This window comes from Terrabacter sp. Soil810, assembly GCF_001429645.1.
Lineage (GTDB): Bacteria > Actinomycetota > Actinomycetes > Actinomycetales > Dermatophilaceae > Terrabacter.
In genome coordinates this window covers 335351-356889 of record NZ_LMSW01000012.1, presented here as the reverse complement: position 1 = coordinate 356889, position 21539 = coordinate 335351, and the positions used below count along the sequence as shown (strand labels likewise).

Annotated in this window: 14 protein-coding genes; 7 read left to right on the top strand and 7 right to left on the bottom strand. The window is 72.2% G+C overall.

Annotated features, from left to right (window positions below; translation table 11 throughout):
• Positions 1-6: 6 nt before the first annotated feature.
• Positions 7-4098 carry an ATP-dependent RNA helicase HrpA gene (gene hrpA / locus ASG96_RS16445; protein WP_057588622.1) on the bottom strand — a complete coding sequence of 1364 codons (4092 nt, stop codon included), beginning with the start codon at positions 4096-4098 and terminating at the stop codon, positions 7-9.
• A gap of 136 nt (positions 4099-4234) precedes the next feature.
• On the opposite strand from hrpA, the gene ASG96_RS16440 reads away from it, so the two are divergent.
• The 3 genes from ASG96_RS16440 (at position 4235) to ASG96_RS16430 (ending at position 6871) form a co-directional block, all read left to right on the top strand.
• Complete coding sequence (locus ASG96_RS16440) at positions 4235-4900, top strand: DUF4232 domain-containing protein (protein ID WP_157610939.1); 666 nt, start codon at positions 4235-4237, stop codon at positions 4898-4900.
• A 334-nt stretch (positions 4901-5234) separates the two neighbouring features.
• Positions 5235-5843 (top strand): hypothetical protein, encoded by a 609-nt coding sequence (locus ASG96_RS16435; protein WP_157610937.1) that lies wholly within the window; start codon positions 5235-5237, stop codon positions 5841-5843.
• Positions 5844-5902: 59 nt separating this feature from the next.
• Positions 5903-6871 carry a hypothetical protein gene (locus ASG96_RS16430; protein ID WP_057588619.1) on the top strand — a complete coding sequence of 323 codons (969 nt, stop codon included), beginning with the start codon at positions 5903-5905 and terminating at the stop codon, positions 6869-6871.
• Positions 6872-6904: 33 nt separating this feature from the next.
• Here the strand turns inward: ASG96_RS16430 and ASG96_RS16425 are convergent, their stop codons facing one another.
• Genes ASG96_RS16425 through ASG96_RS16415 form a run of 3 tightly spaced genes read right to left on the bottom strand, consistent with a single transcriptional unit; the run spans position 6905 to position 9002 of the window.
• On the bottom strand, positions 6905-8140 hold the full coding sequence (locus tag ASG96_RS16425) for a peptidoglycan bridge formation glycyltransferase FemA/FemB family protein (RefSeq protein ID WP_057588618.1): 1236 nt from the start codon (positions 8138-8140) through the stop codon (positions 6905-6907).
• A 24-nt stretch (positions 8141-8164) separates the two neighbouring features.
• Positions 8165-8647 carry a hypothetical protein gene (locus tag ASG96_RS16420; RefSeq protein ID WP_056759163.1) on the bottom strand — a complete coding sequence of 161 codons (483 nt, stop codon included), beginning with the start codon at positions 8645-8647 and terminating at the stop codon, positions 8165-8167.
• On the bottom strand, positions 8640-9002 hold the full coding sequence (locus ASG96_RS16415) for a hypothetical protein (protein WP_057588617.1): 363 nt from the start codon (positions 9000-9002) through the stop codon (positions 8640-8642). The genes ASG96_RS16420 and ASG96_RS16415 overlap by 8 nt, the downstream gene beginning before the upstream one ends.
• A gap of 130 nt (positions 9003-9132) precedes the next feature.
• Between ASG96_RS16415 and ASG96_RS16410 the strand changes: the two genes are divergently transcribed.
• Entirely contained in the window at positions 9133-10578 is a 1446-nt protein-coding gene (locus ASG96_RS16410) for an ADP-ribosylglycohydrolase family protein (protein WP_057588616.1), read from the top strand.
• Positions 10579-10609: 31 nt separating this feature from the next.
• Positions 10610-11065, top strand: coding sequence for a hypothetical protein (locus tag ASG96_RS16405; RefSeq protein WP_057588615.1), 456 nt, complete (start codon positions 10610-10612; stop codon positions 11063-11065).
• A gap of 27 nt (positions 11066-11092) precedes the next feature.
• Here ASG96_RS16405 and ASG96_RS16400 read toward each other — a convergent pair whose 3' ends face one another.
• On the bottom strand, positions 11093-14437 hold the full coding sequence (locus ASG96_RS16400) for a TM0106 family RecB-like putative nuclease (RefSeq protein ID WP_057588694.1): 3345 nt from the start codon (positions 14435-14437) through the stop codon (positions 11093-11095).
• Between the two features lie 243 nt (positions 14438-14680).
• On the opposite strand from ASG96_RS16400, the gene ASG96_RS16395 reads away from it, so the two are divergent.
• Both ASG96_RS16395 and ASG96_RS16390 read left to right on the top strand, forming a co-directional pair.
• Entirely contained in the window at positions 14681-18646 is a 3966-nt protein-coding gene (locus ASG96_RS16395) for a S8 family serine peptidase (RefSeq protein WP_157610935.1), read from the top strand.
• Between the two features lie 122 nt (positions 18647-18768).
• A complete protein-coding gene (locus ASG96_RS16390) occupies positions 18769-19446 on the top strand; it encodes a VOC family protein (protein ID WP_082591844.1) in 678 nt (225 codons plus the stop codon).
• A gap of 104 nt (positions 19447-19550) precedes the next feature.
• Here ASG96_RS16390 and ASG96_RS16385 read toward each other — a convergent pair whose 3' ends face one another.
• A complete protein-coding gene (locus ASG96_RS16385; protein ID WP_082591832.1) occupies positions 19551-20138 on the bottom strand; it encodes a DoxX family protein in 588 nt (195 codons plus the stop codon).
• A 163-nt stretch (positions 20139-20301) separates the two neighbouring features.
• Positions 20302-21534 carry an McrC family protein gene (locus tag ASG96_RS16380; RefSeq protein ID WP_056759175.1) on the bottom strand — a complete coding sequence of 411 codons (1233 nt, stop codon included), beginning with the start codon at positions 21532-21534 and terminating at the stop codon, positions 20302-20304.
• Positions 21535-21539 lie beyond the last annotated feature (5 nt).

Sequence of the window (21539 nt, the reverse complement as noted above, 5' to 3'; positions counted from 1 at the left end):
GAGCGGTCAGGCGCCCACCTTGGCGATCGCCTTGAGGATGCGCTGCGGCGAGACGCTGTATGCCGTCCCGACCGTCTGCGCGAAGAGCGAGACCCGCAGCTCCTCGATCATCCAGCCGACATCGACGACGTCGGCGGCCCCGCGCTGGGCCGGCCGCAGCGAGTCGAGCAGGTCGGCGTAGCGGCCCTCGACGAGGTCGACCTGCTCGAGCGCCTGCGTGTCCCGGGCCAGGTTGGCGGGCGCCTTGTCGAGCCGGTGGGCGATGGCGCGGAGGTAGCGGTCGAGGTCGGGCAGCCGACGCAGGCCGGTGTCGGCGACGAAGCCGGGCCTCACGAGCTCACGCAGCTGGGCGCGCACGTCGGCGAGCATCGGTCGGATGGCGGGGCTGCTCGACCGGTCCAGCTCGGCGAGTCGGTTGGTCAGGGCCAGGTGCTTGGCGAGGATCGGCTCGACGAGGCCGACGACCTGCACGACCTTGGCCGTCGTGTGGGTGCGCACGGCCGACAGCGCCCACTCGAAGTCCTCGCGCGTGCGCACGGCGTGGTCGTCACCTCCGGCGCGGTCGCTGACGGCGTCGTCGCGGATCGCGTCGACAGCCGCGGCCAGACAGTCGTCGAGCAGCGCCGGGACGCTGCCGTGCGGGTTGTGGCCGAGGGCGAGCTTCTGGGTGTTGGTCAGGCGGGCGAGGATCTGCTTCCACGGCGGCGAGATGCCGAGCAGGAGCAGCCGACGCACGCCGAGACGGTGCTCGGCGTCGGCCTCGGCGCGGGTCGGGAGCACCCGCAGGTCGACGCCCGCCCCGGTGTCGACGAGGGCCGGGAAGCCGTGCACGCCCTGGGTGCTCTCGAACGACTCGGCCACGCCCTCGTCGGGGAAGGACGTCAGCCCCGTGCGCTCGACGGACGATCCGGCGCGGCTGACCTGCCGGCGCAGCTGGGGTGCCGCCGTGTCACGCACCGCCTCGAGATCCTTGCCGGTGGCGACGGGTCGACCGTCCGCGCCGTCGACGCTGAAGGTGACCTGCAGGTGCGGCGGGACGCGTTCGACCTCGAAGTCCGCGGGCGTCACGGCGACGCCGGCCCGCCGCCGGAGCACGGTCGCGAGTACCTCGAGGAGTGGCCCGGACGTCGGGTCGAGCTCGGGTAGCACGGCGCGGGCGTGGTCGGGCGCTGGGACGAGGTTGCGGCGGATCCCCTTGGGCAGGCTGCGGATCAGCGCGGTGACGAGCTCCTCGCGGAAGCCGGGCACCTGCCAGTCGAAGCCCCCGGGAGTCACCTGGTTGAGGCGCTCGACGGGGATGTGGACGGTGACACCGTCCTGCGCCGAACCGGGCTCGAACTGGTAGGTCACCGGCAGGACGTTCTCGCCCTGCGTCCACGTCGTCGGGTGGTCCTCGTCGGCGATGCTGCCGGCGCTCTCGCGCAGCAGCAGCTCCTCGGTGAAGGTCAGCAGGTCCGGCGTCTGGCGCCGCACCTTCTTCCACCACGTGTCGAAGTGCCGCCCGGACACGATGTCGGCAGGAATCCGCTTGTCGTAGAAGGCGATGAGCGTGCTGTCGTCGACGACGATGTCGCGTCGTCGGGTGCGGGCCTCGAGCTCGCCGAGCCGCTCGACGAGCGCGGCGTTCTCGCGCAGGAACGCGTGCTCGGTGTGCCAGTCGCCCTCGACGAGGGCGTGCCGGACGAAGAGGTCGCGCGCGAGCTCGGGGTCGATGCGACCGAGGCCCACGACGCGCCCGACGACGAGCGGCACGCCGTAGAGCGTGACCCGCTCGGTCGCGACGGCCGAGCCCCGCTTGCCCGACCAGCGCGGCTCGGAGTACTGCCGTTTGACGAGGTGGTCGCCGAGCTGCTCGGCCCAGACGGGGTCGATGCGGGCGTTGACGCGTGCCCAGAGGCGGCTCGTCTCGACGAGCTCCTCGGCCATGACGAACTGCGGCTGCTTGCGGAAGAGCGCCGACCCGGGACTGATGCCGAAGCGCGTGCCCCGCGCACCGGCATACTCCCGCTTCTGCTCGTCGCGCACGCCGACGTGCGAGAGCAGGCCGGCGAGCAGCGACTGGTGGATGGCGTCCACGTCGAGCTCGCCCTGCGCGACGGGGCCGCTGCCCCGGCTGACGTCGAGCCCCGCCTGCTTGGCGGCCTGCTTCACCTGGCTGTGGAGGTCCTGCCACTCCCGGATGCGCAGGTAGTGGAGGAACTCGGCCTTGCACAGCCGGCGGAAGGCGCTGCTGCTCAGCTCGCGCTGCTGCTCCTTGAGGTAGGCCCACAGGTTGAGCCACGTGACGAAGTCGCTCGTCTCGTCGGCGAAGCGCTTGTGCGAGGCGTTGGCCAGCTCCTGCTTGTCCTGTGGTCGCTCGCGCGGGTCCTGGATCGACAGGGCGGCGACGATGACGAGCACCTCGCGGAGCACCCCTCGCTTGTCGGCCTCGATGACCATGCGCGCGTGGCGCGGGTCGATCGGCAACGTCGCGATGGTGCGGCCGTATGCCGTGAGCCGACGTCCCGGACGCGGCCTCCCCCGCGCCGGGGCGGGCTCGTGGTCCTCGGGCGAGAAGGCCTGCAGCTCCTCCAGGAGGCGGACGCCGTCGGTGATCTGGCGGCTGTCGGGTGGGTCGACGAAGGGGAAGCGGGCGATGTCGCCGAGTCCCAGGCTCGTCATCTGGAGGATGACTGACGCGAGGTTGGTGCGCAGGATCTCGGGGTCGGTGAACTCGGGGCGCCGGTCGAAGTCGTCCTCGGCGTAGAGCCGGATCGCGATGCCGTCGGAGACACGGCCGCAGCGACCGGAGCGCTGGTTCGCGGACGCCTGGCTGATCGGCTCGATCGGCAGGCGCTGGACCTTGGTGCGCTGGCTGTAGCGGCTGATGCGCGCCGTGCCGGTGTCGATGACGTAGCGGATGCCCGGGACGGTGAGCGAGGTCTCGGCGACGTTGGTGGCCAGGATGATCCGCCGACCGGTGTGCGACGAGAAGACCCGGTGCTGCTCCGCCGCGGAGAGCCGGCCGTAGAGCGGGACGACCTCGGTGACGGGCAGCTTCATCCCGTTCAGGGCATCGGCCGCGTCGCGGATCTCGCGCTCCCCGGAGAAGAAGACGAGGATGTCGCTGCTGTTGCCGGAGTGGCGCTCGGTCCACAGCTCCTCGACCGCCTCGCAGACACCCGTCACCATGTCGCGCTCCTCCGCCTCGGGGCGGTCGGGGTCGACGAGCGGGCGGTAGCGGACCTCGACGGGGAAGGTGCGTCCCGAGACCTCGATGATCGGCGCGGGCTCACCCGTCGTCGGGTCGGCGAAGTGCTCGGCGAAGCGCTGCGGGTCGATCGTCGCCGAGGTGATGACGACCTTGAGGTCCGGCCGCCGTGGCAACAGCTGCCTGAGGTAGCCGAGGATGAAGTCGATGTTGAGGCTTCGCTCGTGCGCCTCGTCGATGATGATCGTGTCGTAGCGACGCAGCTCGCGGTCGCGCTGCATCTCGGCGAGCAGGATGCCGTCGGTCATGACCTTGACGAGCGTGTCGCGGCTGCTCTGGTCGGTGAACCGCACCTGGTAGCCCACGGCCGTGCCGAGCTCGACGGCCAGCTCCTCGGAGAGCCGCTCGGCGACCGCTCGGGCGGCGATGCGACGCGGCTGGGTGTGGCCGATGACGCCGTCGAGACCCCGGCCGAGCTCGAGGCAGATCTTCGGGATCTGCGTCGTCTTGCCCGACCCGGTCTCACCGGCGATGACGACGACCTGGTGGTCACGGATCGCTGCGGAGATGTCGTCGCGGCGGTCGACGACCGGCAGGTGCTCGGGATACGTGATGGGAGGGACGGTGGCGGCTCGCGCGGCGCGGCGGGCCTCGCGTTGTTCCGGCGTCGGCGGCTGCCCGCCCGGGCGGCGCGGTTGCCGGGCGCGGCCGTGGTCACGCCGGTCCGGACGATCGGCCCGATCGGCCCGATCGGGTCGCTCGGGTCGGTCGGGTCGGTCGGGTCGTTCGGCAGGTCCTTGCGGGCCCGCGCCCGACGAGGGCGCCGGCTCACCGGAGACCGGTCGTCGGCGACCCCGGCGACGGGGTGGCCGCGAGCGCGCGGGTGCGTTCGCGGGCTCGTCGGACATGGTCGACAGGATAGGCGCGACCCGCGGCCGGCTCCGAACGGATATCGCGCGCCGCCTCGTGATGCCCCCGGTGACGGGTTCGTGCGGGTGTCGTGGGACCGGGCGGACGAGCGCCCCGGTCGCCTAGCGTGGGAGCGTGAGACGGACAGGGGCAGCGGTCGTGGCCGCGGCGGGCCTGGGCCTCGCGGTCATGGTGGGTGGCTGCGCGAGCCCGCCGCCCGATGAACCCGACCCGACGGACGCGCCCGCGGCTGCCGGCTCGACCAGCAAGGCGCGTCCCACGCTGCCCACGGAGCCCCCGCTCGTGCTGCCGCCACCGGGCAGCGGCCCCACCTCGCCCACAGGTCCAGCAGACCCGGCAGCACCACTCTTCCCCGACGGCCCCTGCCAGCCCAGCCAGCTCGACGTGTCGGCGAGCCCCGTGGACCCGGCCCTCGGCTACCGCCAGATGCGCGTGAGGGTCATCAACCACAGCCGGGTCCCCTGCGTCCTCACGGGGTACGCGGTCGTCACTGCCCGAGGGTCGTCCGGGACGGTCTTCCGCAACCCGCGGGGGCGACTGCACGACTCCGAGTCGGCCGACGCCCGCACGGTCCCGCTCGACCCGGGTGCCACGGCCCACGTCGACCTCGGATGGCGAGGCGACCTGGCCGCCGCGGGTGTCGAGCAGACCGCCTCGATGACGATCGTCGTGACCGATGGGTCGTCCCCTGCGACGGTCCCCCTCGACCCGACCTCGCCCGTGGACGTCGTCGACGGCACCGAGATCCGCGTGGGTGGCTGGAGGCCCGGAGCCGACTGAGCCCCGCCTCGCCCGGATGCCCGGTGGCTGGATGGCAGATGGTCCACCGGCGCGCGGAACGCGGCAGCGACACGGACGGTCTGAGGTGCGACGACGCGGACAGTCGAGGACCTACCGTGGTCCCACCCGTCGAAGCGAGGCACCGGTGAACGACCCCCACGGCGCGCGTCCGGCTCTGCCGGACCCCCAGCGCGACCGCCATGTCTCCTTCCCCGACGACGCGCCCACCCCCGAGCCGGTGAGGTCGGGCGAGACTCTCCCTCCCGAGGCATGGGCGTCGCGGTCATCCGATCCGGGACCGCAGCAACCCCCGGCGGCCTCGTGGCAGGCCCCCGTGCCGCCAGTGCTCACGACCCCGCCGGTCCGGCGGCCGCCTCGCCGACGCCTGCCGGGCTGGGCCGCGTTCTTCCTCATCCCGCCCCTGCTGCTCGGGATCTCGAACAACGGCTCGGAGGACTTCACGGCCGAGGACTGCTCCTACTCGGTGGATGCCGGGCCCGGATCGTTCGACTGCGCCACGGACACCGGCCCCGAGGGCGCCGGAGTCGGCAACCCCGCTCCCGGGGACGGCGTGTCTGGCGTCTGGGTCCAGGAGATCACCGACTCGACGAGCTTCGCGCCCGTCCTGGCCGGCAAGCCGCGGATCGCCCCCGTCCCGGCGGACACCCGTGTGCTTCGTGTCGAGATCGTGACCGCAGAGCTCGTCGGGGACCCGCTCGAGGCTCAGGTCGACACGAGGGTGGGAGGGTTCAGCGTGGACTCGCGGTACGGCCCGCCCCCGCAGGCCTTCGAGATCCACCTCGACGAACGCCCGCCCGACCTGTCTGTCTCCGTCCTCGTGGGCTCGGGCTCGGGCTCCGTGCAGTGCAGGGTCTACGCCGACGATCGCCTCGTCGCCGTCAACACGTCGGACACCGTGGCCACGTGCCGTCCGGCCATGTGACCCGCTGAACGCGCACCCCCCACTAGATTGGCAGCCGCCCGCACGAGACGAGGGGACCCGTGTCTGAGACTCCGCCGTACCGAAGCGACCCGACGTGCGACACGACGGGCGACGCCGACGAGCCGACTCGTCAGGCGGACGAGGGGCCTGTCGGTCTCGAGAGCCCTGCGGACCCGGCCGACCTCCCTCCCGACACATCGGCACCCGAGGGCGTGACGGCATACGACACGACGTTCGGCCTGGAGCGGTCTGCAGCGTCGAGCTGGGTGCCGCAGAAGGCCGGCGGCCGAGCACCAGCACCGCCGCCGCCCGCCCCGGATGCTCCCACTGCGCCGCCCCTGACGGAACGGCTGCGCACCGTCACCCTGCCCGGCGCGGCGGGACGCTCGCTCGGCGGACGGCTGCAGGCGTGGCACGTCGTCGCGATCATGGTCGGGGTGTTCATCCCGGTCGGCTTCTGGGCGGCATCGAGCCTCGTCGACGACCTCGACCCGATCGCCCGACCGGCCGTCAGCGTGACCCGCAACCGCCCTGCCGTCACCCGCTCGTTCCCCGTTCCGGTCCCGACCATCCCGCCCTCGGCGCCGGGCGCCGGCCCGACGCGGCCGGTTCCGGGGACGACGGCCGGTCCGACGCCGACCCGGTCCGTCCTGACGTCACCCCCGAAGGTCGTCAGCATCCCTGCTGTTCCCGTCACGCCGGTGCCGACCGACGCCAGGACCATCCGCTTCGAGGCGTATGCCGAGAACGGCGCCCGGATCGAGGTCTCCCTCTCGGACGCGAGGCACCAGCGCTACGACTACCCCGCCCAGGCCGCGCCCCTGGCGTTCGAGGAGCCGGTCGACCCCGCGGCCACGAGCAACGACTACTACAACCTCCGGGTCCGCATCAGCGACCCGACCGGGTCGGCGGTCCGGGGCGCCGTGTCGTGCCGCGTCCTCGTCGACGGCATCGTCGTGGTCGCGCAGCAGGGCCAGCGCTACGCCACGTGCTACATCAGTCCCTACTTCGACATCCAGCGCCGCTGAGTCCACGGCTGGCGCAGCCGGCAGGCGGTGGGGTCAGATGTCGGCGGCCTCAGCCGAGGCGCGGGCGGCCTTGCGGCGCTTGTTGATCGCGATCCGAGCCGCCATGGCCTTCTCGAAGGCGAGGTGCCAGAACCTGCTGATGACGAGCTCGCGCTCCCCCACCATCTCGACGACGTCGGCGCCGGCGCCGAGCTTGAAGAGCAGCAGGCCGGTCAGGGGGCTCGTGGCCCCGAGCGAGGTGTTGAAGCCGCGGAAGTCGTAGGCCTCGCAGCCTGCTGCGGCGGCGTCACGCATCGCCTGCCACTGCAGGGCGTTGGAGGCGCGGGCGTCGCGGTTGCGCTCGGTGGAGCCGCCGTAGAGGTAGGAGAAGGTGCGCCCGAAGCGGATCATCAGGGCCGAGGCGAGCACGTCGCCGTCGATGTGGGCCTCGTAGAACCGCGCCGACACCGGCGCGTCCGCACCGTCGGACGCGAACGAGCGCGCCATGACGTCGAAGTACGCCTTGGGGCGGGGCAGGAAGTTGTCGCGGTCGGCCGACTCGACGTAGAGCGCGTGGAAGGTGTCGAGCCCCTCGGGCCCGACCGCGCGCACCTGCACGCCCGCCTTCTCGGCCTTCTTGACGTTGCGACGCCACTGCTGGTTCATGCCCTTGAGCAGCTCCGCGTCGGAGCGACCCCGCAGGTCGACGATGCAGAGCAGGCGGGGCTGGCCCACCGCGACGCCGTCGGCGCCCAGCGGGAGCCAGTGGTTGCGGTCCAGCCACGCCTCCAGGCTGCGTGCCGCCGGGTTGTCGACCGCCGTGGGCAGGCTCGTGAAGCTGAGCAGGCCGTTGTCGACGACCTGCTTCTTGACCGGCTCGCGGTCCCAGATGCGGGAGACGACCGGGTAGCCGAGCCGGAGCGCGAACGCCTTGTTGGCCTTGGCCCACGCGACGAGCGGGTCGAGCCAGGCCGCCGGGTCGGTCGCCACGACGTCCCACGGCAGCCCCGGCCCCTCGGGCAGGTAGGCGTAGGACCGGGAGAGGCGCGGGATGGTGCGAGAGAGGACGAGCCCCGCGCCGACGCGCGCCCCAGAGGCGTCGAACCAGCCGAGGTGCGTGCGCCGCCAGCCCGCCTTGGCGCGTCCCCACGCGGGGGTCTGCAGGAAGCTGCCGCCGAGCTCGAGGAGGGTCTCGACGGCCTCGTCGCCACTGATCTCGCGGACCGTCAGGGGGCCGGCGACGGGTGTCGCCTGCGGGGTCGGCGCAGGGGCAGGGGTCTGCTCGGTCATGGCGGCAACCCTATCGGCGGCGCGTCAGTCCGCTGACCGCGCCACCTCGGCATCGGAGGCGGCGGTGGCCCGGGCCGTGCGGCGGATCCACCAGAGGCCGACGAGCGGGAGCACGAGAGGGACGTAGCCGTAGCCCGCGCCGAAGTGTGACCAGACGGTCTTCTCGGGGAAGGCCTCCGGCCGCACGACGCTCCAGGTCCCGACCACGAGCACGCCCACGAGCTCGACCGTGAGGGCGATGGTCGCGAGGCGCACGGACGCACGGTCGCCGCGGGCCAGGCCGATGGTCGCGACGAGGTAGATGAGCGCGGCGAGCGCCGACAGCAGGAACGGGACGGGTGCCCGGTCGAAGTACTCGGTGATCTGCAGGATCGACCGACCCGTCGCGGCGAGCGCGAGGAGACCGTAGACGGCGACGAGCACGCGGCCGAATCCATGACCTGTGTGGGGTCGCTCGACCGCCGGCTCGCCGGTGGTCCCTGAAGGGGTGGGCGACTGCTCAGACATTGAGGCTCCAGACCTGTTGCAGCCGGGCGACGAGGATCGCCACGACGAGTGCGCCGCCCAGCACGACGGCCATGGCCCACTGGGTCTTCTCCTTGACCGCGATGACGATCGTGGCCGGGATGACGAGCAGGACCGTGAACAGGTACGCGATGAACGTGGCCCGCTCCGCACCGTCGGCGATCGCGGACGCCTTGGCCAGCCCGACGACGAGCTGCACGACCAGCGCCACCTCGATCGCGGCGCCGACGATGATGAGCGGGTCGTCGACGAGACGGCCCCGGATCAGGTGGTGCGTGGCCAGGAGGCCGAGCAGGCCGCTCGCGACGAGCAGCACGACGGTCAGGGGTTGGAGCACGCGAGAAGCCTACGGCGTCAGCCGCGCCGCTCCTGAGCCGGGCGTCCAGGGTCGGACCACGCCGCGTGCCGTGCCGGACCGGACGGTAGTTTCATCCCGAAGCAATCCCCCGCGTCCTCGAGGAGCAGTCGTGTCGATCCGCCCCATCGCCGTCGACCGCGCGGCCGGGGTGCTCCTCGGTGAGGCCTGCGGAGACGCCCTCGGTGTGCCCTACGAGATGGCGGCGCCCCCGGTCGGCGAGGCCGTCATGAAGGGCGGCGGCCTCGGGCCGTACGAGCCGGGCGAGTGGAGCGACGACACCCAGATGACGCTCTGCGTCGCCCGCATCGCCGCCCGGGGCGTCGACCTCACCTCGGCCGAGGGTCTCGACGCCGTGGCGGACGCGTTCACGGCATGGCTCGACGGCGGCGCCACCGACGTCGGAGTCCAGACCCGCGCGGTGCTCACCGAGGCCAAGGAGCTCACCGGCGCCTCGCACGAGCGACTCACCCGGGCGAGCGAGGCGCTGCACGCCCGCACCGGGCTGACCGCGGGCAACGGGGCGCTCATGCGGACACCCATCGTCGGGCTGTCCGCGCTCGACGACCGCCAGGCGACAGCACAGGCCGCCCGGGCCATCGCCCTGCTCACCCATGCCGACCCGCTCGCCGGGGACTCCGCGGTGCTGTGGTCCGAGGCCATCCGGGTCGCCGTCACCGAAGGCCGTCTGGACCTCGCGGCCGGCCTCGACCTCGTGAGCGCCGCGAACGTCGGGCGCTGGGGCGACTGGATCGAGGCCGCGACGGGCGCCGAGCCGGGTCAGTTCGGCAACAACGGCTTCACGGTGACCGCGCTGCAGGACGCGTGGGCCGCCATCACGACGACCGACCGCGGCGACGGCTCCGCGATGCACCTGCAACGAGGGCTCCAGGCCGCGGTGCGCGCCGGTCACGACACCGACACGGTGGCGGCCATCGCCGGCTCCCTGCTCGGCGCCCGCTACGGCGCCTCGGCCGTGCCCACGCAGTGGCGCCGCATGGTGCACGGGTGGCCGGGCCTGCGCGCGCACGACCTCGTCGAGCTCGCCGTGTCGACGTCGGTGGGTGGCCGTCAGTTCGGCGAGTGGCCGTCGGTGACGTCGATGAGTGACCCGGAGATCCCGACGCTGGGCATCCCGCACCCGATCGACCCCGACATCGTTCTCGGGACCGTCAGCGACCTGGGTCGGGTGCGCGAGCTCGACGTGCAAGCGATCGTCTCCCTCTGCGCCCTCGGCCTCGAGGACATCCCGGCCACCGGCATGACGGCCCGCGACCACATCGAGTTCTGGATCAACGACGAGGAGCAGGAGGAGTCGAACCCGCACCTGGACTTCGTCCTCGACGACGCCTCGTCGGCGCTGCGCCAGTTCCGTGCCGAGGGCAAGCGGGTCCTCGTGCACTGCCGGCAGGGCGTCCAGCGCACGCCGGCGGTCGCCCTGCGGTATGCCGTCGACCTCGGCGTCGCCCCCGAGCTGGCCGAGCGCTCGATCCGGGACGCGCTGCCCGGCATCCGCGGTGAGGGACGTCTGTGGGACGTCGCCGCGCACGGCGCCTGACTCGGGCCCGGCGCCGGTCTACAGTGCCGCCATGAGCGAGATCGACCACCGCCGCCTCGGCGTGGATCTCTACAACGCGACGTGGGACCTGCTCGAGCAGACCGACCGCTCACCCGAGGACGACGACGAGATGCTCGCCCGCGCCCACGCGTCGATGTACCACTGGGGTCGGTACGACGGGGTGCAGCCGGAGAACATGGGCCGTGGCCACTGGCTCGTCTCCCGGGTGCACGCCGTGCTCGGGCAGCCCGACGCCGCGGCGTACCACGCGGCCCGCTACGTCACGATCGCGCGGGGCGGCGCCGGTGAGCCCTGGGACCTGGCGGCTGCCCTCGAGGCGTCCGCGAGGGCAGCAGGTCTCGGCGGCGACTTCGAGGCGGCCGATCGTTTCGAGGCCGAGGCGCGGGAGGTGCTCGCGACGATGGACGACCCCGAGGACCGCGAGGTCGTCGAGAAGGACCTGGCCACGCTCCCCCAACGTCCCTGACGCCGGAGGTCCCGAGAGCCTGACCTCTCAGGACCAGACGGTCTTGGCCTCGTCGACGTAGCGGCACAGCGCGTTGACCGCGCGCAGCTCCTCCGGCGTGTGGACCTCGGCGTCGGTGAGCAGCGGGCTGCCGACGATGACGGCCATCGCCTTGGCACGCGAGATCGCGACGTTGAGGCGGTGGAGGTCGTAGAGGAAGGAGACGCCCCGCGGGGCGAGCGCTGCCGTGGTGCTCGCCATGGAGTAGATGACGACGGCACCCTGCTGGCCCTGGAACTTGTCGACCGTGCCGACCCTCGCACCGTCGGGCAGCTCGGCAGCGAGCGTCGCGACGTGTGCGTTGTAGGGCGCGACGACGAGGACGTCAGCGAGCCCGATCGGACGTGAGTCGCCGTCTGCCGTGGTCCATCTCCCGCGCAGCAGGTCGTCGACGAGGGCACGGACGACCCGGGCCTCCTGACGGCTCGACTGCTCGCAGGGGGTCTCGTGCTCGACGGGCACCCAGCACAGCCCGTCGCCCGACAGGGCGCCCGGCGCCTCGACGCGGAGCCGCTCACGCCCCGGAGCCGACTCGAGCCGACCCTCGTAGGCGAGCTGCGACACGAACGCCGTCAGGCTCGGGTGCATCCGGTGCGTGCGGTCGAGGAAGACGCCGCGGTCGTCGGGGATGACGTCGTGGACGAGCCCGTCGTCATCGGTGCGCAGGTGGTCGAGAGCCGAGACACCCGATCCGTAGGGGTGGACCGCCTTGGTCGGCTGCGTCAGCTGCTGGGGGTCGCCGAGCAGGACGAGTGACCGGGCGGCCGGTGCCACGGCGACCGCGTTGGCGAGCGAGAACTGTCCGGCCTCGTCGATGACGAGCACGTCGACCGCGTCGACCATGTCGTCGCGCGACCACAGCCACGCCGTGCCCCCGACGAGCGTGGCGTCCCCGGTCGCGAGAGCGGCCGCGATGGCGGCGTTGTCGGAGGTGTGGCGGATCAGGGCGTTGGGGTCGTCGGGCTCGCCACCCTCCTCGACGTTGGTGCCGTCCTTGTGCCAGGCGGGTCGAGCCACCTCGTCGAGGAGGTTGAGCACGACGGCGTGGGACTGCGCGGTGACCCCGACGCGCAGCCCGGCGTCGAGCAGCTCACGAATCAGGGCCGACCCGGCGTACGTCTTGCCGGTGCCGGGCGGACCCTGGACGGCCAGCACCTCACCGGCCAGGGCACGGCCGACGCGGACGACGACGTCCTTCGGCGTCTCGCCGTGGCGCGGCGCCAGCACGGCGGCAGCCGGGACGACTCGGTCGACGAGCCGCGTCGCGAGGTTGGCGCCTCCGGACAGCGCCAGCTCGGCGGTGCGGGCGATGCTCACCCGGAGCGCCTGGTCCATGACCGGACCGGGCCCGCCGAGCCCTCGCGGCCGCGGCGGGTCGAGCGACTTCTTCATCGACAGCTCGACCCAGCCCTCGACCGCATCGAGGCCGACGACCTTGCCGACCGGGGCGTGCGTGTCGACGTCGGGGACGTACTTGCCGACCGACACCTTGCAGTCCTGGGGCGGGAACGGGTAGCGCCAGACCTTGGAGAGCTTGACGATCCGCATCTCCTCAGGCTCTCCGAGGTCACCGATCGCGGTGCCGTCCTCGACGAGCTCTGCGGTCTCGAGCTCCTTGTAACGGAAGAAGTCCCACCACTCGGGCCGCTTCTCCCTGCGGTGCCAGCCCACGAGCCCCGCCAGCAGCGTGTGGCCGTCGGCGACGAGCCGGTCGGCCAGCGCGATCTCGGCGCGCTCCTCGTCGCCGATCTCGCGCAGCTGCTCCGGCACCGGCCGACTCAGCGTGTGCCCCGACCGTGCGAGCTCGGCGCGTCGCTCCTCGAGCCACTCGTGCAGCGCGAGGGTGGACCGGACGTCCTCCTCGTTGTAGCGACGGATGTCGTCGAGGATCGCCTGGTCCGCCGAGCCGTCGTCGCGACCGGCGAGCCAGCGTTCGTACTCGACGACGGACGACAGCCCGTCGGCGACACCCGCACCGTCGGCGGACCGCGTGTGGCCCCAGTAGAACTCCTCGAGCTTCTTGATGGAGTAGGAGCCCTTGCTGATGCGGACGCCCTGGCGCACGACGGCGTAGAGGTCGACGAAGACCTCGTGGCGCAGCAGCTGGTCGAGCTCCGCCTCGCGGGTGGCGTGCTGCCCGACCAGCCGCTTGAGGGCCGTGGTCTCGTAGGGCGCGTAGTGGTAGACGTGGAGGTCGGGGAAGCGCCGCCACCGCTCGGTCAGCCAGTCGACGAGGTCGGTGGTCAGGCGGCCCTCCTCGGCGAAGTCGTGGGCCCAGAACTCGACGAACTCGCCCTGTCGGGTCCAGATGCCCGCGAGGTACTCGCGCCCGGCGCCGCCCTCGGCCCACGGGTCGCCCTCGAAGTCGAGGTAGACGTCTCCCTCGTCGGGCTCGGGCAGCATCTGCAGGCCACGCGCCGGCTCGGGGTCGAGGAGCTCGTACTGCGCCTGCCCGGTCTCGCGTTCGGCGAGCTGCAGTCGCGCCTGCTGGAGCAGCCGGCGACGGCTCGCGATCGACAGGGCAGGGGCCAGTCGCTCCTCGGTGGACTCGGCGAGCGAGCGGAGGGTCGGGATGCCGAGGTCGATGAGCGCGGCGCGGTGGTCGGCGCGCATGCCGGCGACCTGGATGAGGTCGTCGCGGTCGAGCCACTCCTGGGCACACCGCTCCTTCCACCGGCACTGGCCGCAGTGCTGCACCCGCGCCGACTCGGTCTCGCGGGGGTTGGCGATGGCGTCGAGGAGCTCGGCGCGGCGACGTCGGGCATAGGGCGCCACGTCGACCAGCCGCCACGGGTGCGACTCCGCGTCGCCCGTGACGACGGTCAGCCACTGCGGGGGCACGCCCTGGAGCAGCTCGAGGCGCGCGGCATACGTCGCCATCTGGAGCAGCGCGGGGACCTTGAGCCGGCGCGCGAGCTTGGTGTCGGCGATGTCGTAGCGCCACGGGCCGAGGTCGCTCGGCTCGTCGACACGCAGCAGGAAGTCGGCCAGGCCCACCCAGTGGCCGTCGAAGAAGGTCGCCTGGTAGATCACGTCGACGCCCCGACGCATCGCGTCGAGCGTCGCCGCCTCGGCCTCGACGCCGCGCACGCCGAGGGCCGCGATGTCCTCGACGACGCGCCCCTCGGCGATGAGGCGCTCGAGGTAGGCGTGCTCGTGCTCGAGCCCCTTGGCGAAGACGAGGTTGAGGGAGTCGTCGGCCCCGCTCGCACCTCCCGCCGTCCGGCTGCCCGAGTCGAGCGCCTCCAGGTCGAGCGTCGTGATGTGCGCGCAGGCGACGTGCTTCGTCAGGTCCGTGGGACTCAGGACGAGGTGACCGTCGATGCGCTGCATGGCGCCGAGTATGCCGTCCGGCACCGACACCCTCGACACCTGCGGCACGAGATCGCCTCGAACGCCCACGAACGACCCGAACGGGGATAGGTTGCTCCCGGCGTGGCAGGCAAGTTCGGGGGCGAGCGTCCCTGCGCACGCGGTGCGCTGACGCATCGCGTGTGAATGGAGCCACGCGAGGAGGATCTGTTGTCCGACAACACTCGGGGACCATGGCGCTCGCGTCGTGGTGTGATGTGCTCGGTGAGCGCAGGTGCCATCGCGGCCCTGGCCGCCACCACCCTCGGGGCCGCGCCGGTGTCGGCGAGCCCTGACCCGTCCGTCAGGCACCGCAGCGACCGCTCGGTTCCCGACGGCCTCACGAGCGCCGGCTCGCTCGGCCTCGGCACGCAGCGCGTGGCCGCCGGCGACACGGTCGACGCCGGCCTGCGCAAGGCGACCGGACCCGTCGACGTCATGATCGAGCTCGACACCGCACCCGCGACGACGGCCTTCGGCCAGGCCCGCGGACGCGGGCTCGCCGCCGCCAGGAGCGCGGCACGCACCCAGACCTCTGCGGTCAGGACCGCACAGAAGGGGATCGAGTCGCGCTTCGGCGCCGCCGCCACCAAGGCACGCACGCTCTACAAGGTCCACGCGGCATACGCCGGCATCGCGGTGCGCACGGACGCCACCAGGCTCTCGGCCCTCGCGGCGATCCCGGGCGTCAAGGCGATCCACCGCTTGACGCCCAAGGCACCGACCAACTCCTCGTCGGTGCCGCTCATCGGCGCGCCGAAGGTGTGGAAGGCGATGTCGCAGACCGGCAAGGGCGTCCGCGTCGGCATCATCGACACGGGCATCGACTACACCCACGCCGACTTCGGCGGCCCGGGCACGGTCGACGCGTTCAAGGCTGCCGGCGCCTCCAACGCGTTCGCCCCGACCGTCAAGGTCGTCGGCGGCTACGACTTCGCCGGCGACGCATACAACGCCGACGCGGGCTCGGACACCTACGACCCGAACCCGCAGCCCGACCCCAACCCGCTCGACTGCAACGGCCACGGCTCGCACGTCGCGGGCACGGCGGCGGGGCTCGGCGTCGCGTCCGACGGCACGACGTGGAGCGGCGGCTACGCGTCCGACATCGACCCCTCCAGCCTCGACATCGGCCCCGGAGTCGCCCCCGAGGCGAGCCTCTACGCCCTCAAGGTCTTCGGCTGCGACGGCTCGACCAACGTCGTCGGGCAGGCACTCGACTGGGCGGCCGACCCCAACGGTGACGGCGACCTCTCCGACCACCTCGACGTCGTCAACATGTCGCTCGGCAGCTCCTACGGCTCGCCCGAGGACCCCGACGCCGTCGCCTCCGACAACCTCGCCGCCCTCGGCACCGTCGTCGTCGCCTCGATGGGAAACTCCGGTGACGTCTACGAGGTCGGCGGCTCCCCTGGCAACGCTCCGCGCGTGCTCGCAGTCGCCGCGTCCGACGACGGCAACGACGTCGTCGACGGCCTGAAGGTCGACTCCCCCGCCGGCATCGAGCCCGCCGACACGGTCGACGGGACCCAGGACAACGTCTTCGCCGCCCTCAAGTCGGTCGCCTACGACTGGACCGGCGAGCCCGGGGTGACGAACGTCCCCGTCGTGACCGTCGGCGACTGGTCGCAGGACCCGAGCGCCGGCAACAACACCGACGGCTGCTCGCCCTACTCCGTCGCCGACCAGGCGAAGGTGACCGGCAAGGTCGTCATGCAGATGTGGCTCGACGGCACCGGCCGCCGGTGCGGCTCCAAGGACCGCGCTGGTCTCGCCAAGGCCGCGGGCGCCGTCGGCGTCATCTACGGCAGTGACGTCAACGCGTTCTCGGCAGGGGTCACCGGCGACACCGACATCCCTGCGATGCTCACCGTCAACCAGGGGACGCAGGCCGTCAAGGCCCAGCTCGACGCCTCCGACGAGGTCCGCGTCACGATGACGAACGACCTCCGCAACGCCGTCACCATCCGCAGCCCCAGGGCGGTCGACCAGCTCGCCGGGTTCTCGTCGCGTGGTGTCGGAGTGGCCGGTGGCGTCAAGCCCGACGTCGCCGCACCCGGTGTCACGACGTTCTCCGCGGCCGTCGGCACGGGCAACGAGGGCGTCGCCGAGAGCGGCACCTCGATGGCGTCGCCTCACGTGGCCGGTGAGGCCGCGCTCGCGCGCGGCTCGCACCCGACGTGGACGGTCGAGGAGGTCAAGGCCTCGATCATGAACACGGCGACCCAGGACGTCTTCGTCGGTCCCGACCACACGGGCGACGTCTACGGTCCCGAGCGCGTGGGCTCCGGTCGCGTCGTGGCCGACGCCGCGGTCGGCACGAGCACGCTCGCGTACGTCACCGACGACAAGGGCGCCGTCAGCGTCTCGTTCGGTCCGGTCGCGGTGACCGCCCCGACGCAGACGCTGACGAAGACCGTGCGCATCGTCAACAAGCGCCCGGTCACGTCGGCGGCCTACGAGCTGTCCTACGACGCTGCCCACCCGACGCCGGGAGTGACGTACGCGTTCAGCCCGTCGCAGGTACTCGTCCCGGCGAACGGGTCCGTCGACGTCACGGTCACGGCGACCTTCACGCGGTCTGCGCTGCGGCCCGTCGCCGACCCGACGGCCGAGGCCGACCCGCTCGAGATCGGTATCCTGCGCAGCCACCGTGCCGACGCGAGCGGCCGCATGGTCCTCGAGCCCGTCCAGGGCACGGCGGGTGGCGCGCTGCGCGTGCCGGTCTGGTCGGCGCCGCGGGCGGCGTCCACGATGTCGTCGCCCGCGAGCACGACGGTGACGAGGCAGTCCGGCCTCCCGGCCGGCGTCGCCACCTCGATGCTCCCGCTCACCGGCACCGGCATCGACCAAGGCAGCGACGCCACGTCGTACGTCTCGACGGTCTCGACGTTCCAGCTGCAGGGCACGAGCCCGCGCCGCGCGGACTGCTCGGCCACCCGAATCGTCGACTGCAACGCGACGGCGGACGACCGCGGGGCCGACCTGCGCTACGTCGGGGCAGCCTCCGATGCGCCGCTCTTCGGTCGTCTCGACCAGTCGATGCTGACGTTCGGGATCACCACACAGGGCGCGTGGCGCACCCCGGCCACGTCCACGGAGTTCGACGTCTTCCTCGACACGAGCGCCGACGGCACGGCCGACGCCGTGGTCTACAACACCCGGCTGTCGACGACCGACGACTACGACTACTTCGTGGCCGAGCTCGTCGACCTGCGACCGGGCCCCGGCTTCGGCGGTGTGCTCGACCAGTCGCTCGTCAACGGCGTGGACGGGTCGTTCGACACGAACCTCTTCAACAGCGACTCCCTCGTCATGCCGGTGTCGGTCAAGGTGCTCCAGGACGAGGGCCTCGTGACGGGCGCTGCCCCGAAGGTCCGCTACTGGGTCAGCTCGCTCGCCCAGGGCGTCGCCGTCGACGCCCTCGGTTCGGCCGCGAAGCCGATGACCATCAGCCTCGCCTCCCCCGGCCTGTCGGCCTACGGCGACTTCGGCACGCTGCTCAGCACCGACCTCCCGGGCGAGAAGCTCGAGGTCCGGCGTGACGAGGCGACCGTGAAGGTCGACAAGCCGCAGGGTCTGCTCCTGCTGCACCACCTCAACACCGACCGCTCCCGGGCCAAGGTGGTCACGGTGCGGACGACGTCGGCGACGAAGCTCACGGCCGGCCCGTCGAGCTTCACGCAAGGCGGCCGCACGGTGCTGACGGCGACGGTGTCCCCGTCGACCGCCACGGGCACCGTGACGTTCGACTGGAACGGCAAGGCGCTGCGCACGGTCGCGGTCTCGGGCGGCAAGGCCGTCCTGCCCGTCACCGGCCTCCCGCGTGGTACGCAGTCGTTCGTCGCGCGCTACTCCGGTGACACCACCACCGTCGCCAGCACGTCGGCGACGGTCACGGTCACCGTCAAGGGCGTGGCCTCGGCCACGTCCCTGACGTCGAGCAGCACGAGCTTCCGCTACGGCGGGCGCCCGACGCTGACCGCGACGCTCTCGCCGTCGACCGCCACGGGCACCGTCACCTTCCGTGACGGCACCCGGGTCCTCGGCACGTCGACCGTCGCGAAGGGCAAGGCGACGCTGCACGCACCCGTCCTCTCGCGCGGGACGCACTCGGTGCGGGCCACCTACAACGGGTCTGGGCGCTACTACCCGTCCGTCTCGTCCACGGTGACGCTCCGCGTGGGCTGAGCGGTCACCCGCACCATCCCGACGACGTATGCCGTCCGGCCGCCTCTCGGCCAGACGGCATACGTCTGCTCGTGGTCGGCGAAGCCGGGCAACGCGACGGCACCAGGGGCTACGGTCGCTCCATGCCGCTCGTGAGGTACAAGGACCTGTGCATCGACGCCACCGACCCTCACGCCCTCTCGGCGTTCTGGGGCCCGCTGCTCGGCTGGGAGTCACACCCTCACGACGACGGGGACTCGTGCCTGCGGGTGGGTGACGAGGTCAGGGTCTGGGTCAACCGCGTGCCCGAGCCCAAGACCGTCAAGAACCGTCTGCACCTCGACATCAGGGCGGCTTCGCTCGGCCCCGCGCTCGACGCCGGGGCCGTGGTCCACGACGAGCAGCCCCGCTGGACCGTGCTGCTCGACCCGGACGGCCAGGAGTTCTGCGTGTTCGTCCGCGACGAACCCGTGACGGACCCGGTCTACGAGCTCGTCTGGGACGTCACCGGCGACGAGGGCGCCGCACACCGGGTGGCCGGCTGGTGGGCCGAGACGTTGGGGGGAACGGCCGTGCGCGACGAGGGCTGGAGCCACGTCGAGGGGGTCGTGGGCCTGCCGTTCGAGGCGATCGTCTTCCAGCCCGTGCCCGAGGACAAGACGGCGAAGAACCGCATCCACCTCGACGTCACGACCGAGGACATCGCGGCCCTCGTGGCGGCGGGGGCGACGTCGGTGCGCGAGAAGGGTGACGAGGGCCTCGGGTGGACCGTCATGGTCGACCCGGCCGGCAACGAGTTCTGCGCCTTCACGCCCGACTGACGACACGCAGCAGGAAGGCGGCCCTCCGAGGAGGACCGCCTTGCTGCCCGGGCCCGAGGGCCCGTGCTGGTGGCCGTGTCAGGGAACGCGGCCACCGACCCGGCTCACCGCAGGAGACCGTTACCGACGTGGCGGCCCCACCACTTGCCAAGGCCCCAGGTGTCCCCGGCGAGCGTCGTGGCGAGAACCGCGATGCCCAGTGCCTCGATCCAGTGACTGTCGATGATCGGGTTCGTGTAGGCGCCGGTGGTGCCGAGGGGGAACTCGGCGAGGTACATCAGCGCGAGGAGGAGAGCGCCGGTCCAGGCGGCGAGCTTGAGGCCCGCGCCGGCGAGGAGGGCGACACCGATGCCGAGGAGGCCGCCCATGAACAGCCAGTCGGCCCACGGGCCGGCGATGTTCTTGAAGAAGTCGGCGAACGGGCCTTCGGCGTTCTTCATGAAGCCTTGGGCGGGAGTGCCGCCGTGGATCCACGCCCTGGCCGTGGGGGTCATGTAGCCGAGGCCGAACATCTTGTCGATGAAGGGCCAGAGGAAGGTGAAGCCGAGCACGATGCGCAGACCAGCGAGGAACTTGCGGGCAACGGCCGAGCGGACCACCTCCTCTTGGAAGGTGACGACGCCCTTGGTGGGGTCGTGCGCGGTGACCGTCGCACTACCTTCGGTGTGCGTGTCGCGTGGGATCGTGCCCATGGAACTCAACTCCAGAACTCGGTGTGTGTTCCGGCAGCTTCTCTGTCGGTACTACACAGCGTAGTAGTAGTTGGGTCACAGGGATCCCTCATCCGGGTGTGATCTGGCGGACACCGTTGTGGGCCGTCGGTTTCCGCGTCCAGAGGCGGCAGGGTCCGACGCGTCAGCGGCGTGAGCGGATGAGGGTCGGGACCTCGAACTCCGCTGGTGCCTCGGCGAGCTCGCGCACCAGGTCGGCCAGCGAGTCGAGCGAACGGCACACGGCGGCATACGACCCGTCGAGACGGATCGGACGGCAGAGGATCCGCGTGCCGGCGTTGCGGATGACGATCTCCGACTCCGGCGCGCGGTCGCTGTTGCAGTGGATGAGCAGACCCGTCGGCAGGCCCATGGCTGTGGTGTACGCGATCAGCTCGAGGTAGTCGCGCGACGCCATGTAGCCGTCGGCGCCCATGGAGTACTTCGCGTCGCCGACGAGGACCACCTCGCTGCCGCGGCGCACGACGAGGTCGGGTGCCATCGTGACCGCGCGGCCCTCGTCGAGCCAGACGTCCTCGTCGCGCTCGATGCGCATCTCTGGGGCGAGGCGGAGGTCCAGCTCCTGCGCGATCCAGCGCTGGAAGAGGTCGTCCATGTCGACCATGAGGCTGTTGGCCTGCTGGTCGCCGGCCTCGTGACTCAGCGACATCGCTTGCAGGACAAGGCGACTCAGCCTCATCGCGTCCTCGTAGTGCTCGTTGAGGCGCGTGATCGGCAGCGGTGCGGCGTGCTTCGTCGCCGTCGTGTCGGCGACGCCGTCGAACCGGCCGAGGACGCGCAGGGCCTCGCGGCGGATGTGCGGCGCGAGCTGCGGCCACGAGAGCATCGCCTGCAGCGTGCAGCGGAAGAGCTGGTTCTCGACGATGTCGGCGGTGAAGTCGTCGAACCGACACTGCGGCTCGGCCGCGCTCCACGGCCGCCGCGCGAACTCCTCGACGAGCAGCCGGCCGCGGATCGTCCGCATCCGCTCCTCGCGCGGGACGTAGCCGTGCACGAGGCCGCGCATCGTCGCCGAGTCGATGAGCCGGATGGCGAAGTAGGCGACGCCGTCGATGAGCTCGTCGGTGTCGCTCCACGTCACGTGCTCGTGGTCGAACGCGTCGGGCGAGACGCCCGCCCCGAGCATCGCGAAGAAGTTGGTGACCGAGACCTTCGGCATGACGCGCACGACGAGGCCCGGCACGGCGAGCGCCCCGACCCAGCTCGTCGCGCCGATGGTGACGACGTCGGGGTCGGCGGTCGCGTGGATGACGAGACGCTCCCCCGCCGCCGCGACGAGAGCCGCCCGGGTCTCTCGGGACAGCCGGACCGGCCCCGAGCGTCCGTGCTCGGGGATCGGGGCCAGCTCGATGGTCATCGTCG